The sequence below is a fragment of the Antribacter soli genome (assembly GCF_021568775.1).
Taxonomy (GTDB): domain Bacteria; phylum Actinomycetota; class Actinomycetes; order Actinomycetales; family Cellulomonadaceae; genus Antribacter; species Antribacter soli.
In genome coordinates, this window is sequence record NZ_JAKGSG010000058.1 from 37476 (window position 1) to 51756 (window position 14281).

The 14281-nt window shown below is 72.3% G+C and carries 9 protein-coding genes and 1 pseudogene; 4 read left to right on the plus strand and 6 right to left on the minus strand.

From position 1 onward, the window contains the following. Positions 1–165: 165 nt before the first annotated feature. The 4 genes and pseudogenes from L1785_RS23075 to L1785_RS20340 all read left to right on the plus strand — a co-directional run. Positions 166–2397, plus strand: coding sequence for a S8 family peptidase (locus L1785_RS23075; protein WP_283250204.1), 2232 nt, complete (start codon positions 166–168; stop codon positions 2395–2397). Between the two features lie 211 nt (positions 2398–2608). Beyond that, entirely contained in the window at positions 2609–3820 is a 1212-nt protein-coding gene (locus L1785_RS20330; RefSeq protein WP_236091130.1) for a S8 family peptidase, read from the plus strand. A gap of 237 nt (positions 3821–4057) precedes the next feature. Beyond that, positions 4058–5272, plus strand: coding sequence for a S8 family peptidase (locus tag L1785_RS20335; RefSeq protein WP_236091131.1), 1215 nt, complete (start codon positions 4058–4060; stop codon positions 5270–5272). 131 nt (positions 5273–5403) lie between these two features. Continuing rightward, positions 5404–5562, plus strand: a pseudogene (locus L1785_RS20340) (TetR family transcriptional regulator); the annotation flags it as partial. A 27-nt stretch (positions 5563–5589) separates the two neighbouring features. Here the strand turns inward: L1785_RS20340 and L1785_RS20345 are convergent. From L1785_RS20345 to L1785_RS20370, 6 genes are all read right to left on the minus strand, one after another. Continuing rightward, positions 5590–7923: a peptidoglycan D,D-transpeptidase FtsI family protein gene (locus L1785_RS20345; RefSeq protein WP_236091132.1), complete on the minus strand. Its 2334-nt coding sequence runs from the start codon at positions 7921–7923 to the stop codon at positions 5590–5592. Beyond that, positions 7920–8360 (minus strand): cell division protein FtsL, encoded by a 441-nt coding sequence (gene ftsL, locus L1785_RS20350; protein WP_236091133.1) that lies wholly within the window; start codon positions 8358–8360, stop codon positions 7920–7922. The genes L1785_RS20345 and ftsL overlap by 4 nt, the downstream gene beginning before the upstream one ends. Next, complete coding sequence (gene rsmH / locus L1785_RS20355; protein WP_236091134.1) at positions 8357–9364, minus strand: 16S rRNA (cytosine(1402)-N(4))-methyltransferase RsmH; 1008 nt, start codon at positions 9362–9364, stop codon at positions 8357–8359. Before rsmH ends, ftsL begins: the two co-directional genes overlap by 4 nt. Before the next feature lie 222 nt (positions 9365–9586). Then, positions 9587–10021, minus strand: a complete 435-nt coding sequence (mraZ, locus tag L1785_RS20360; RefSeq protein ID WP_236091156.1) for a division/cell wall cluster transcriptional repressor MraZ — start codon at positions 10019–10021, stop codon at positions 9587–9589. Positions 10022–10381: 360 nt separating this feature from the next. After that, the gene (locus L1785_RS20365; RefSeq protein WP_236091135.1) at positions 10382–11236 is read right to left on the minus strand and encodes a TIGR02452 family protein; all 855 of its coding nucleotides are present in this window, start codon (positions 11234–11236) and stop codon (positions 10382–10384) included. A 69-nt stretch (positions 11237–11305) separates the two neighbouring features. Next, positions 11306–14080, minus strand: a complete 2775-nt coding sequence (locus L1785_RS20370) for a cellulose binding domain-containing protein (RefSeq protein ID WP_236091136.1) — start codon at positions 14078–14080, stop codon at positions 11306–11308. Positions 14081–14281 lie beyond the last annotated feature (201 nt).

Below are 14281 nucleotides of genomic sequence, written 5' to 3' on the forward strand. Positions count from 1 at the left end.
GTCATATCCAGGAGATATGACCAAGTCGTATGGGTCGCTTTTGGAACTTTTCCTGTTGTTTGTCATTGTTCGCCCCATACACTCCCAGCATCCATCGATCCGCTCTGCTCGGCGTCAGGGACAGGTCACGGTGCCGTGCACGAGCGCTGCTACTGGGAGGCACAGTTGAGTCAGCGCACAACCGCCCGCCGACGCTTGTCGGCGACAGCCGCCGGGCTCGCGGTCGTACTCACCGCAGTGGTTGCACCCGCCGCAGCCGCGGCCCCGCCCACGGGCGAGATCCTGCACGCGAACGAGGCCGCATCGGTCAAGGACTCGTACATCGTCGTCCTCAAGGACGCCGTCCCCGCCGCGGACGTCGAGGGTAAGGCCCACGGGCTGGCCGGGCAGTACGGCGGCGCCGTCTCGAGCACGTACGACACGGCGCTCAAGGGCTTCGCCGTCACGCTGTCCGAGGGGCAGGCGAAGAAGCTGGCCACCGACCCCTCCGTCGCCTACGTCGAGCAGAACCGGGTCCTGACGGCCTCGGCCACGCAGGCACCGACGCCGTCGTGGGGCCTGGACCGCATCGACCAGCGGAACCTCCCGGCCAACAACAGCTACACCTACCCGAACAACGGGTCAGGCATCACCGCGTACATCATCGACACCGGCATCCTCACCACGCACACCGACTTCGGCGGTCGCGCCGTGTCCGGCTACGACTTCGTCGACAACGACTCCAACGCCACCGACTGCAACGGCCACGGCACGCACGTCGCCGGCACCGTCGGCGGCACCGCCTACGGCGTGGCCAAGGGCGTCAGCCTCGTCGGCGTCCGCGTCCTCGACTGCGAGGGCTCCGGCACCTACGAGGGCGTCATCGCCGGTATCGACTGGGTCACCGCCGACCACGACGCGGGTGAGCGGGCCGTCGCCAACATGAGCCTCGGCGGACCGTCGGACACGGCGGTCAACGCGGCCGTGGCGGCATCGATCGCCGACGGCGTCGTGTACGCCGTCGCAGGCGGCAACGAGACCACCGACGCCTGCACGAAGTCGCCGGCCAGCACGCCGACGGCGATCACCGTGGGCGCCACGACGAGCACCGACGCCAAGGCGTCGTACTCGAACTACGGCACCTGCCTCGACATCTTCGCGCCCGGCTCGGACATCACGTCGGCCTGGTACACCTCGACGTCCGCGACGAACACCATCTCGGGCACCTCGATGGCCAGCCCGCACGTCGCCGGAGCGGCGGCGCTCGTCCTGAGCGCGTTCCCGGCGTACACGCCGCAGCAGGTCCGCGACAAGCTCGTCGCCGACGGGACGTCCGGCCTGGTCACCAGCCCCGGCACCGGCTCGCCGAACCGGCTGCTCTACGTCGGCAGCATCACGCCGCCCACGCAGGACTTCTCGATCACGGTGTCGCCGGCCTCGGGCGCGGTGAACCCCGGCGCCTCCGTCACGACCACGGTCACGACCGCCACGACCGCGGGCGCGGCCCAGTCCGTCGCGCTGTCCGCCTCGGGCCTGCCCGCCGGCGTCACGGCGTCGTTCTCCCCCGCGACGGTCACCTCGGGCGGCACGTCGACGCTCACCCTGACGGCGACGGCCTCGGCAGCGGTCGGCACCGCCCCGATCACGATCACGGGCGCCGGCTCGGTCACGACGAACACCACGTCGTACAGCCTCACGGTCAACGGGGCGCCAGGCTGCAGCCAGACCAACGGCACCGACTACGCGATCGCCGACAACTCCACCGTGGAGTCGCCGATCACGATCTCCGGCTGCGCCGGCACCGCGTCCTCGACGGCCACCGTCGACGTGGACATCACGCACACCTACCGGGGCGACCTGGTCGTCAGCCTGGTGGCGCCCGACAGCACCGTCTACACGCTGCTCAACCGCAGCGGCGGCAGCGCCGACAACGTCGACCAGACGTTCACGGTCAACCTCTCGAGCGAGACCGCGAACGGCACCTGGAAGCTCCGCGTCCAGGACGCCGCCTCGGGTGACACAGGCACCATCACGGCCTGGGCGCTGAACCTGGGTGGCGGTGGCGGCGGCACACCGTCGTGCACCGGCACCAACGCGACCGACTTCACGATCGCCGACAACGCCACTGTGGAGTCGCCGATCACCCTGTCGGGCTGCACCGGCACCGCCTCGTCGACCAGCACGGTCTACGTCAACGCGGTCCACACCTACCGGGGTGACCTCGTCGTGAGCCTGATCGCTCCCGACGGCTCCGCCTACACGCTCCTCAACCGCAGCGGCGGCAGCGCCGACAACATCGACCAGACGTTCACGGTCAACCTCTCGAGCGAGACCCGCAACGGCGCCTGGAAGCTCCGCGTCCAGGACGCCGCCTCCGGCGACGTGGGCTACATCAACACCTGGACCCTGACGCTCTGACGGCTGCCCGACGCCGGTGGGTCACCTCGCGCACGGGGGGATCCACCGGCGTCGGGCACCCCGGGCATACCGCGCCGGTATGGAAAGTTCATATGGTCGCCGTAACCCGGAGGAAATTTTCGCCCTCATAGACTGCCCACAATCCCGCCCGTGGGCGGCATCTGTGCTGCTCAGAAGCCCTCCCGGGCCGCTCTCCCTGAAGGAGGAAGAGTTGCCGAACCGCACCATGCTCCGTCGCGCGTCCGCCGCCCTGGCCGGCGCCGCCGCGCTCCTCGCCCCGCTCGCCGTCGCTCCCGCGACGGCCGCGGAGCCCGAGGCCACGATCCTGGGCGCCGCCGCCCCCAATGCGATCGCGGGCTCGTACATCGTGGTCCTCAAGGACCCCACCGTGTCCACGGCCGGCGTGAAGAGCACGGCCGCCGGCCTCGCCGCGAAGTTCGGCGGCGACGTCGCGCAGACGTGGTCCGCCGGCGTGAAGGGCTTCGAGGTCGAGCTCTCCGCGGGCCAGGCGAAGAAGCTCGCCGCCGACCCTGCCGTCGCCTACGTGGAGCAGAACGCCACCGTCTCGATCGCCGCCACCCAGGCACCGACCCCGTCGTGGGGCCTGGACCGCATCGACCAGCGCGCCCTGCCGCTGAACAGCAGCTACACCTACCCGAACACCGGGTCAGGCGTCACCGCCTACATCGTCGACACGGGCATCCTCACCACCCACACCGACTTCGGCGGTCGCGCGGTCTCCGGCTACGACTTCGTCGACAACGACTCCAACGCCACCGACTGCAACGGCCACGGCACGCACGTCGCCGGCACCGTCGGCGGGTCCTCCTACGGCGTCGCCAAGGGCGTCAGCCTCGTCGGCGTCCGCGTCCTCGACTGCGCCGGCTCCGGCACCTGGGCCGGGGTCGTCGCCGGCATCAACTGGGTCGCGTCCGACCACGCCGCCGGCGAGGCGGCCGTCGCCAACATGTCGCTCGGCGGCGGCACCTCTGCGGCCGTGAACGACGCGGTCGCCGCGGCGATCGCGGACGGCGTGACCTTCGCGGTGGCTGCGGGCAACGACAACCGCGACGCGTGCCGCTTCTCCCCGGCCAGCACTCCGACGGCCATCACCGTGGGCGCCACGACGAGCACCGACGCCCGCGCGTCGTACTCGAACTTCGGGACGTGCGTCGACATCTTCGCGCCGGGCTCGTCCATCACGTCCGCCTGGTACACGTCGACGACCGCGACGAACACCATCTCGGGCACCTCGATGGCCACCCCGCACGTCGCCGGCGCCGCCGCCCTCGTGCTCGCCGCCCACCCCGGCTACACGCCTGCCCAGGTCCGGGACACGCTCGTGAGCACCGCCACGGCCGGCGTCGTCACGAACCCAGGCCGCAACTCGCCGAACGTCCTGCTGTACGTCGGCGCGCTCTGACCTCTTTCACAGACTGCGGGGGCCGTCGGCCGGGCTTGTGCCCGGTCGGCGGCCCTCGCTGTTTGCTGCACGAAGGTGTTCGGGCGCCCCGGTTCCATAAGGCGAGAGTATGAAAAAGTCATATGCACGGTTTAACCCATATGAAATTTTTGTCCAAATAAACTTTCGGAAACACCGTCCGTGGCAGGGCTTGTCCAGGTCAGGCCCCACGTCCCGGGCGCTTCCGAAGGAGAAGAGTTGACGAACCGCATCACGCTCCGCCGTGGGTCCGCCGCCATGGCCGGCCTCGCGCTGCTCCTCACCCCGCTCGTCGCCGCCCCCGCGGCCGCCGCTGCGCAGCCCGACGGCGTCATCGCCGGCGCGGGTGCGCCGGAGGCCGTCGAGGGCTCGTACATCGTCGTCCTGCAGGCCTCGGCCGTGAGCAAGGCCGAGGTCAAGGGCAAGGCGGACGGCCTCGTGCGGAAGTTCGGCGGCCAGGTCGAGCAGACCTGGGGCGACGCGCTGCGTGGCTTCGAGGTCACCATGTCGGAGCAGCAGGCCAAGCAGCTGGCCGCCGACCCGGCGGTGGCCCTGGTCGAGCAGAACGCCGAGGTGACCATCTCGGCCACCCAGGCACCGACCCCGTCGTGGGGCCTGGACCGCATCGACCAGCGCGCCCTGCCGCTGAACAGCAGCTACACCTACCCGAACTCGGGCTCGGGCGTGAAGGCCTACATCATCGACACGGGCATCCTCACGACCCACTCGGACTTCGGCGGCCGGGCGATCCACGGCTACGACTTCGTCAGCAACGACTCCAACGCGACCGACTGCAACGGTCACGGCACGCACGTCGCCGGAACCGTCGGGGGCACCACCTACGGCGTCGCCAAGAGCGTCACGCTCGTCGGCGTCCGCGTCCTGGACTGCGCCGGCTCGGGCACCACCGCCGGCGTGATCAACGGCATCAACTGGGTGACGTCGAACCACCTCGCCGGCCAGAAGGCCGTCGCCAACATGTCGCTCGGCGGCGGCTTCTCGTCGTCCATCAACAACGCGGTCGCCGCCGCGATCGCCGACGGCGTCGTCTTCGCCGTCGCCGCGGGCAACGAGAACACCAACGCCTGCACCAAGTCGCCCGCCAGCACGACCGCCGCGATCACGGTCGGCGCCACGACGAGCACCGACGCCCGTGCGTCGTACTCGAACTACGGCTCGTGCCTCGACATCTTCGCCCCCGGCTCGTCGATCAAGTCCGCCTGGTACACCTCGACGACCGCGACGAACACCATCTCGGGCACCTCGATGGCCACCCCGCACGTCGCCGGCGCCGCGGCGCTCGTGCTCGCTGCCCACCCGACCTACACCCCGGCCCAGGTCCGGGACGCCCTCGTGAACAACTCGACCACCGGGCGCGTCACGAGCCCGGGGACCAGCTCGCCGAACCGGCTGCTGTACGTCGCCGCGTACTGACCTGAGGCGCGAGCTGATCTGATCGGCGAGGGCCTCCGGACCGTGCAGACCGCGGGCGGCGGCACGGTGCCGAGGCCCTCGGGCTGCCGCCCGGGGGCGCCGGCTCAGCGGTAGAGGCGCACGTCCTCGACCGAGCGGCGAGCGCCGTCATCGGCGCCATGGACGGCCTGCAGGTGCAGTGGCTGCTCGACCCCGCCGCCGTGGACCTCGCGGACTCCACGGCGTTCGCGATCGAGGCGATCCTGGCGGCGACGCCGGCGGGATCCAGACGAGACCGGCCGCTGGCCTGACCACCTGCACCGCTCAGCGGCGTCGCCTCACCAGGTCGTCGGCAGGGCCACGTACGGCTCGCGCGACGGCGGGACGTCCATCTTCTGCAGCGTGAAGCCCATGACGTCCTTGAAGACCGGAGCCGCGATGTCGCCGCCGTAGATCGAGCTGTGCGGCGACTTGAGGAACACCGACACCGTGTAGCGCGGGTCGTCGGCCGGGGCGACCCCGATGAACGACGACATATACGTGTAGGCCGACGAGCTGACCCACATCTGGGCCGTACCGGTCTTGCCGGCGACCCGGTAGCCCGGGATGCTCGCCGCGTTACCGGTGCCCTCGTCGACCACGGACTCCAGCATCTGCATCACGGTGTCGGCGGTCTTCTCGGAGATGACCCGCTCCCCCGCCGGCCGGTCCGCCGGGGTGAACGCGCCGTCGTCGGCCACCGAGCCCGCGAGCAGCGAGGGCGTCGTCCGCACGCCGCCGTTCGCGATGGTGGAGAACACCGACGTTGCCTGCATCGCGCTGACCGAGACACCCTGCCCGAACAGGACCGCGTACCGCGTACGCCCGTCCCACGCGTCCGCGCTGTCCACGATGATGCCGGGCGACTCGCCCGGCAGGCCGAGCCCCGTCCGCTCGCCGAACCCGAACTTGCGCAGGTAGTCGTACCGCACCTGGACCGGGATCTTCTCCCCGACCTGCACGGTGCCCGTGTTGGACGACTGCGCCAGCACGCCCGTCAGGGTCAGGCGCTCCGTGGGGTGCTCGTGCGAGTCGTGGAAGGTCTGCCCGTTGGGCGTCGTGTACGTGAACGGCACCGTGAACTGGCTGTCAGGCGTCCAGGCACCCGTCTCGAGGGCGGCCGCCATCGTGATGACCTTGCCGGTCGAGCCCGGCTCGAACACGACCGACACTGCCCGCGACCCGTCCGCGACGGCCGCGGTGGACCGGTCGTTCGGGTCGGCCGCACCGGAGTCCGCGAGCGCCAGCAGCTCGCCCGTGCGCACGTCCTGGACCAGGACCATGCCGTACTCCGCGCCCGTCGAGCTCACTGCCGCGTCGATCGCGTCCTGCGCCTTCCACTGCACGTCGTGCACCAGCGTGAGGCGCACGTCCTGACCGGGAACCGCCGGGACGGACTGCTGCTCACCCGTCGGGATGTTCAGGCCGTCGCGGCTGCGCTCGAACGTCACCGAGCCGGCCGTGCCGGCCAGCAGGTCGTCGTACGCCCCCTCCACGCCGCCCTGGCCCACCTGGTCCGAGTTCACGAACCCCACGACCGTGCCGCCCACCGACCCCGACGGATAGGTCCGCTTCGACGTCAGGTCCGTGCGGACGTACGCGCGGATCGACAGATCGGCGATGGCGCGCTGCACCTCCGGCACCACGTCCCGCGCGAGCACCACGTATCCCCTGTCGCCGGTGAGCTCGGCGGCGAGCACCGCCTTCTCCGTCCCGAGGACCGGCGCCAGGAGCTGCGCGATCCCCAGCGCCCCGTCCTCCACCGGCAGCCCCTCGGCGTCGACGCGGCTGCCGCCGTCGAACTCCTGGATCGACGCCTGGTCTGCGACCACCGTGTACCGGTCCACCGACGTCGCGAGCACCACGCCGTCGGCGTCAGTGATGTCGCCGCGGTGCGCGGGCGTCACGGACGTCAGCAGGCGCGCGTCCTGCGCGTCCTGGGCCAGGCCCGGGCCGTCGATCACCTGCACCTGCACCAGCCGCACGACAAAGATGAGCACCACGATCGCCGCCAGCCCGACGAGCCAGCGCTGCCGCAGCTCGGGGTTGCCCGGACGGCGCCGCGGCGCCGGGCGCGCGACACGCCGGCGCGACGGCGCGGAGCGGCGCGGCGGCGCCTGCAGCGCGGTGGCGGTGCGGGTGGTCCGGTTCGCTCCGGTCCGGGTGGCCTTTCCGGCTCCGGCCTTGGCGCCCGCTGCCCGACGCCGGTCGCCCGCCCCGGGTGCACCCGTCGCCTTGGCGGTGCCCGTCCGGGCGGCGGGTGCCGCTCCCCGGGGCGACCGGACCGGCTTGGCCGCATCCCGCGCGGGGGCGCCGGACTGCCGCGCCGGGGCGCCGGAACGGGGGGCGGGCGCGCCCGAGCGGGGCGCCGGGGCGGCGGAACGGGGCGCGGGCGCGCCGGAGCGGGGAGTGCCGCCGGACCGGGGCGCCGCGCCGGAGCGCGGGGCGTCCGCGCGCGGCGCGCCCGAACGTGGCGTGCCGGTACGGCCACCACCGGGAGCCGGCTTGCCCGAGGAACCGCCCGCGCGCGGTGCCCCGGAGCGCGGCTCACCCCCGCGCGGGGTACCGCCCTGCCGCCCCCCCGAGGGGGTGGCACGACCGCGCGAGGCGCGCTCCGGCGTCGGACGGGTCATGGGGTGGCCCCCGTCACCACCTGCCCGGTGAGGACGCTGATCATCGTCGGGTTCTCCGCCGGGACCATGCCCAGGCGCCGGGCCTTGTCGTCGAGCTGGGCCTCCGCCTGGCGGACGCCCTCCTGCAGACCCTGCACGTCCTGTGCGGTGCGGCCCACGTCGCGCTGGAGCTGCGACATCTCGTACGAGCCGCGGGCGAGCGTCGTGTTCAGCACGAGCACGGCGAGCAGCGCGCCGAGCAGGATCGTCGCGCACAGGACGAGGAACGGCACACCCGAGGTCGAGTGGAGGGGCGCGCGCACGGCGTCGAACCGGCCGCGGCGGTAGGCCGCACCACCGGTGATCGCGGTCAGCGGTGTGCGGCGGCGCCGCTGCTCGGCCGGGCCCTCGTGCTCACGACGCGCCGGGGCGAGCGGGCGGGTGCGCTCTGCGCTCATCGTCGGTCCTCCTTCGTCGTGGTCCTCATGTGGTCGGGGGTGGGGCGGATGCGCCGGGCCGCCCGCAGCCGGACCGACGCCGAGCGCGGGTTGCGCTCCAGCTCCTCCGCGTCCGCCTCCTCGGCGCCCCGGGTCAGGGCCTCCAGGTACGGCTTGTGCGTCTCGGGCTCGACCGGCAGGCCCGCGGGCGCGGACGACGTGATGCCCCGCGTGATCTCGCGCTTGACGATCCGGTCCTCGAGCGAGTGGTACGACTCGACGACGATCCGGCCCCCCACCGCCAGGACGTCGATCGCGGCCGGGACCGCGCGCTCCAGTGCCTGCAGCTCGCTGTTCACCTCGATGCGCAGCGCCTGGAACGTCCGCTTGCCCGGGTGGCCGCCCGTCTTGCGGGTGGCAGCCGGGATCGTTGCGCGCAGGAGGTCGACCAGGTCGCCGCTACGCTCCCAGGGCCGCTGCGCTCGCCGCCGCACGATCGCTCGCGCGATCTTCGGCGCGAACCGCTCCTCGCCGTACACGCGCAGGATCCGCGTCAGGTCGCGCTCGTCGTACGTGTTGAGCACGTCCGCCGCCGTGAGCCCGCGTGTCGGGTCCATGCGCATGTCGAGCGGCGCGTCCTGCGCGTACGCGAAGCCCCGCTCCGTCTCGTCGAGCTGGAGCGAGCTGACGCCAAGGTCCATGAGGACGCCCTGCACGCCGCCAGGGGCGTGCTCGGCCACGACCTCGCCGATCTCGTCGTACACGGCGTGCACCGGCGTGAACCGGCCGCCGAACCGCTCCAGCCGTGCGCCGGCGAGGCGCAGCGCCTGCGGGTCGCGGTCGATGCCGACGACGCGGGCGTTCGGGAGCTGCGCCAGGACGGCCTCGGTGTGGCCGCCCATGCCGAGCGTGCAGTCCACCAGGACCGCGCCGGGCTCGGCGAAGGCCGGCGCGAGGAGGTCGACGCAGCGCTGGAGGAGGACCGGCAGGTGGCGGTCGCGGGTGTCGCGCTCGTCGGTCATCATGCGTCCTCCTCTCGGCTCGCTCGTGCTCACGGTGGTGGTTCGGTCCTGCGGTGTCGGCACCCGGGGACCCTACGGCCAGCCACCGACATTCATGGCAACGAGTCCGAGAGCCAGAGCCGGCCCGTCCGGTCAGGTCTCCCTCCGCTCCTTTCCGGCACCGGGGAAGTGTGCCGGACCCTTGCGGGAGGAGGCCTCACCGGGCGAACCGGCGGGCGAATCTGGTCAGAAGCCGACACCCGGGAAGATCTCCTCGGCGGTCTCGGCGTAGTCGGACTCCTGCTCTTGCTGGTAGGTGGCCCAGGCGCTCGCGTCCCAGACCTCCACTCGCGTGCCGACCCCGATCACGGCGACGTCGCGATCGAGCCCGGCGTAGTCCCGCAGCGGGGCCGGGATGCCGATCCGGCCCTGCTTGTCGGGCACCTCGTCGCTCGCGCCCGACAGGAACATCCGCAGGTAGTCCCGCGCCTGCCGGCTCGTGACCGGCGCTTGACTGATCTGCTCGTACATGCGGTTGAACTGGTCTATCGGCAGCAGGAACAAGCACCTCTCCTGCCCTCGGGTCATGACGAGCCCGGACGCCAGACGACCCCGGAACTTGGCGGGAAGGATGAGCCTGCCCTTCTCGTCGAGCCTCGGGGTGTAGGTGCCGAGAAGCAGGCCCGAACCGTTGAACACCCCTGATGTTGCTGTGTCCACGGCACGCACCTCCCCTCGGGCTCCCGCGCGCTCCACGGTACTCCACTTCCCTCCACTTCACTCGGGAAAACGGACGAGGGGCGCGCGGGGTTCCGGTCAAGATGCAGGTCAGGAACGCAAAGGATTGGTGGAGGGAAAGAGAGGCCCCGGCGCGTCGTGTCGCATGCCTGGCCCGAGCGGTGCCGCGCACACGGGTTCGGGGGGGGGGGGGGGGGGGGGGGGGGGGGGGGGGGGGGGGGGGGGGGGGGGGGGGCGGGCCCGCACCCCCCCCCCAACGACCCCCCCCCCCCCCCCCCCCCACCGCCCGCACCGAACTACCGATCACCCGGTTGTCAGGTCCGCGAACACCTTCCGGAACGCTGTGCGGCGGGGCGCGCCCGGAGCCGGGTCCCACACTGCGAGGACGACGTGCTCGAACCGCCCGGCGAACGCAGCTCCGGGCCGCAGCGGTGCGGCGAAGGCGCTGGCGACCTCCTCGGGGTCGTTGCGGAACACCCCGCACCCCCAGGCGCCCAGCACGACCCGCCGGTGGCCGTGCGCGTGCGCCGCCGCGAGCACCTTCCGGGCGCGGACCGCGAGGGCCGCCGGGACCTGCTCGGCCGTGCGCGGGTCGTCGATCGCGCCGCGGTTCGGCGCCGCCGAGGTCAGGAACGCCACGGGGTACGGCTCCTCGAGCAGGCGGCCGTCGTCGGCCCGGAAGACGGGAACCCGCGGGGACCAGATCATGTGGTCGGTGTAGAGCGGGTCACGCTGCTTGCGGTGCACGTCGTAGAACGCCGGCGCAGCGTGCAACGACGCGGACAGGCCGGACGACCGCGCGAGCCCCTCCTCCTGAGCCTGCGCGCCGGTCAGGAAGCCGCCGCCAGGGTTCTTCGCGGAGGCGAAGCTCAGCGCGAGCGGCACGACGTCGTCCGTGCCGAGCCGTCGAGCCGCAGTCAGCGTGGTCTCGTCCGTCACCTCGATTCGGCTACCGGCAGCGGGGCCACGTGAGCGTTCGGCGGGGAGCCCTCGCAGGAGGTCGTCCAGCTCGGCCGGCGTGTGCAGGACCGTGCCGCGGACCGAGCGTGCCACCTCCTCGCCGATGCGCACGATGCGCCCTGAGGGCGCCCGGTACTCGCCGCGCCCGAGGATCTCCACGGTCTCCTGCGCGACCGTGCGCAACGCCTGCCTGTTCACGAGCCGGATCCTGCCAGAGACGACGGACGCCCGGCGCGGGTGCGCCGGGCGTCCGTCGTGGGGCGACGGTCAGGGTGCTGTGCAGGCCTGTCCGTTCAGGGCGAAGCCGCTCGCCGTCGGCGTGGCGGTGTTCGCGCCGATGAACCCGATCGTGGCGGACGCGCCGGGCGCGAGGTTCTGCGCCCAGGACGGCGCCTTGGCGAGGACCGACGTTCCCGACTGGGTGACGTCGGCGCCCCAGGCGCTCTGCACCGTGGTGCCCGCGTTGAAGGCCCAGGCGAGCTGCCACGCGGTGACCGCCGCGGTGCCCGTGTTCCTCACGGTCACCTCACCCTGGAAGCCGCCCGGCCACGAGCCCACCTGACGGTAGGCCGCGGTGCAGGACGCCGGGCCTGAGGTCGGGCTCGGGGTCGGGGTCGGCGACACCGTCGGGGTCGGAGTCGGCGACACCGTCGGGGTCGGAGTCGGCGACACCGTCGGGGTAGGAGTCGGCGTCGGGGTGGGCGTCGGCGTCGGCGTCGGCGCGGTGCCCGTGAACTCTCCCACCACGATCCCGCGCCCGTTCGTCCCGACGTAGACCCGCCCGTAGACGTCGGGGTCGCCCGTGATCGTCGAGCCGGTCCAGGCGTACTGGTGCTCGTCGTCGTTCACCCGGACCCAGGTGGCGCCTGCGTCGTCTGACCGGAAGATGCCCCGGACGCCGCCGATCTTCGACGACGTGTACACCGCCGGGTAGGAACGGCCCGGCGCCGCCTTGCCGAACCCGATCGCGTCACCCTGGTCGACCGCAGCGATCCGCGTGAACGTCGCGCCCCGGTCGGTGGAACGCCACATCCCGTAGGTGCCGGTGCTCGTGCCACCTGCGAGCCAGACGTCTCCGGCGTGGCCCGGGACGGCCGCGAACCGCACGTTGCCCGAGGCGGGCAGGCCGGACGCCGCGGACGCCGTGAACGTCGCGCCGCCGTCGGTGGACCGGTAGAAGGTGCCCTGGTGGAACGCGTAGAACGTCTGCGGGTCCTGGCGGTCCGCCTCGACGCGCGCGCCGGCCGGGACGCCGGTGGACGCCGTCCACGACGACCCGAGGTTCGTCGACACGTGGACGCCCGTGCCGTCCGGGCTCCACACGATGCGCGAGCCGTTCGCGTTGACCGCGACCGTCCCCGCGCCGGTGACCCCGCCCGGCTGCTGCGCGGCCCACCACGAGCTGCCGCCCGAGGTCGAGACGCCGAGGTGCGAGTCGGTGTCCCCGCCGTTGCCGGCGCGCACCATCGTGGCGGGCGCGAGCTCGGCGACGTCCACGCTGAGCACGCCGCCGTGGTTCGGCTGCGAGTAGTGGTATCTGCTGGGCACCACGTCGATGTCGTCGTGCACGAAGCCGCCGATGTCCAGCATCCCCGAGACCAGGTCGACTGCGCCGGGGGGAGCGGCGAGGTCCTGGACCGCCGTCTCCTCGATGCCCTGGGACTTGACGGAGATGTTCACGGTGCCGCCGGTGTCCCACGCGGTGAGATTGCTGCCGCCCCAGACGGTCCCGCCCGTGTAGAGGAACTTGTCCGAGTTGAACGGGTCGATCTCGAAGGACTCGGTCATCCAGCCCAGCTTGACGGCTGGCTCGGGCGGCGACGGCTGCTTGCCGAAGTCCAGCCATGGGGCGCCGGAGCTGTCCAGGGAGTAGCGCAGGGTGCGGTTGGGGTAACCCGCCCAGTCCCAGATCTGGGTCCACGTCGCACCGCGGTCGGTGCTGCGGAAGACCTGGATGTCCGGCCACCACGAGATCTGGCTGACGACCATGATCGTGTCCGGGTCCTGCCGGTCGATCGTCAGGCCCGAGTAGCCGAAGTACGCGTCGCTGCTCGACGACGGCACCGGGCTGATCTGCGTCCACGTGCCCGTTGCGGTGTCGAGCCGCCAGACGTCACCCTTCGCGCCGTCGTACGGGCCGCCCGTGTCCGACGTCGCGACGTAGAACTGTCCGCCCTCGTGGTCAAGGACCGCCTTGTGCGGGACGAAGCCCGTGGGCTGGTCGGGCACGCGCTGCCAGGTGGTGCCGCCGTCGGTGGAGCGGTAGACGTTGTTCTCCTTGTCGGCCACGCCCACGTAGATGGTCTGCGTGCGGGAGCCGGCGCTGCCCGTGGTCGGGTCGAAAACCACCCACACCACGCCCTGGTTGGTGGTGAGGTAGTCGTTGGGGTCCGCCGGGTCCTGCACGTAGTTGCCCGGGTTCGGGAAGCTCGCCACCTTCGACCACGTGACGCCGCGGTCGGTGCTGCGCCACAGGCCGTTGCCGTCCTCGGTGCCGAAGTACAAGACGCGGTTGTCGTTGGGGTCAACTATGAGGCGCTCGCCCATGCCACGGCCCGGCATGTTGCCGCCCACCTTGAACGGCAGGTCGGTCTGCTGCCAGGTCTCACCGCGGTCGGACGAACGCAGGATCGCGCCGTTGCCCGGGTCCCACGAGTTCGTGTACGAGCCGACGGCGACGTAGACGTTGTCGGGGTCCACGGGGTCGGTCGCGAGGCTGAGCACGCCGCTGTGGCCCCACTCGTCCCAGCCGACGTGGTCGAGGAGCGGGACCCACCGCTGCGTGGCGGTATCCAGGCGGTAGGCGCCGCCGACGTCGGTGCGGGCGAACACGAGGCCCGGCTCCGACCGGTTGTAGACGATCGCGGGGACGAAGCCGCCGCCGACGATCTCGACGTTGCCCCACTCGTAGTCGGTCGCGGCCGCGGTGACCGCAGCCGCGACGGGCGCGCCCGCGAGGCTGGGGGTGGCCGCGGCCGCCCCCAACCCGGAGGCGACGAGCCCGATCCCGGCGAGGGTTGCGAGCGCTGGACGGAATCTCATCCGGGTCACTCCTTCGTGCAGTGGGCGGAGCACGATGGCCCCGCCGGGCACGTCCCTGTACCCGGCGCCGAGACTCTAGTGAAGCGCTTCGACGAAGTGGAGGGTCCTAATCGATTAAGGCCCGTCGTCCGGTCAGCCGGTCGCCTGCTCATTCAGCGCGGCCGGACCGGCCGCTGAGCGCCCGGGCGACCCGTCCGCCGT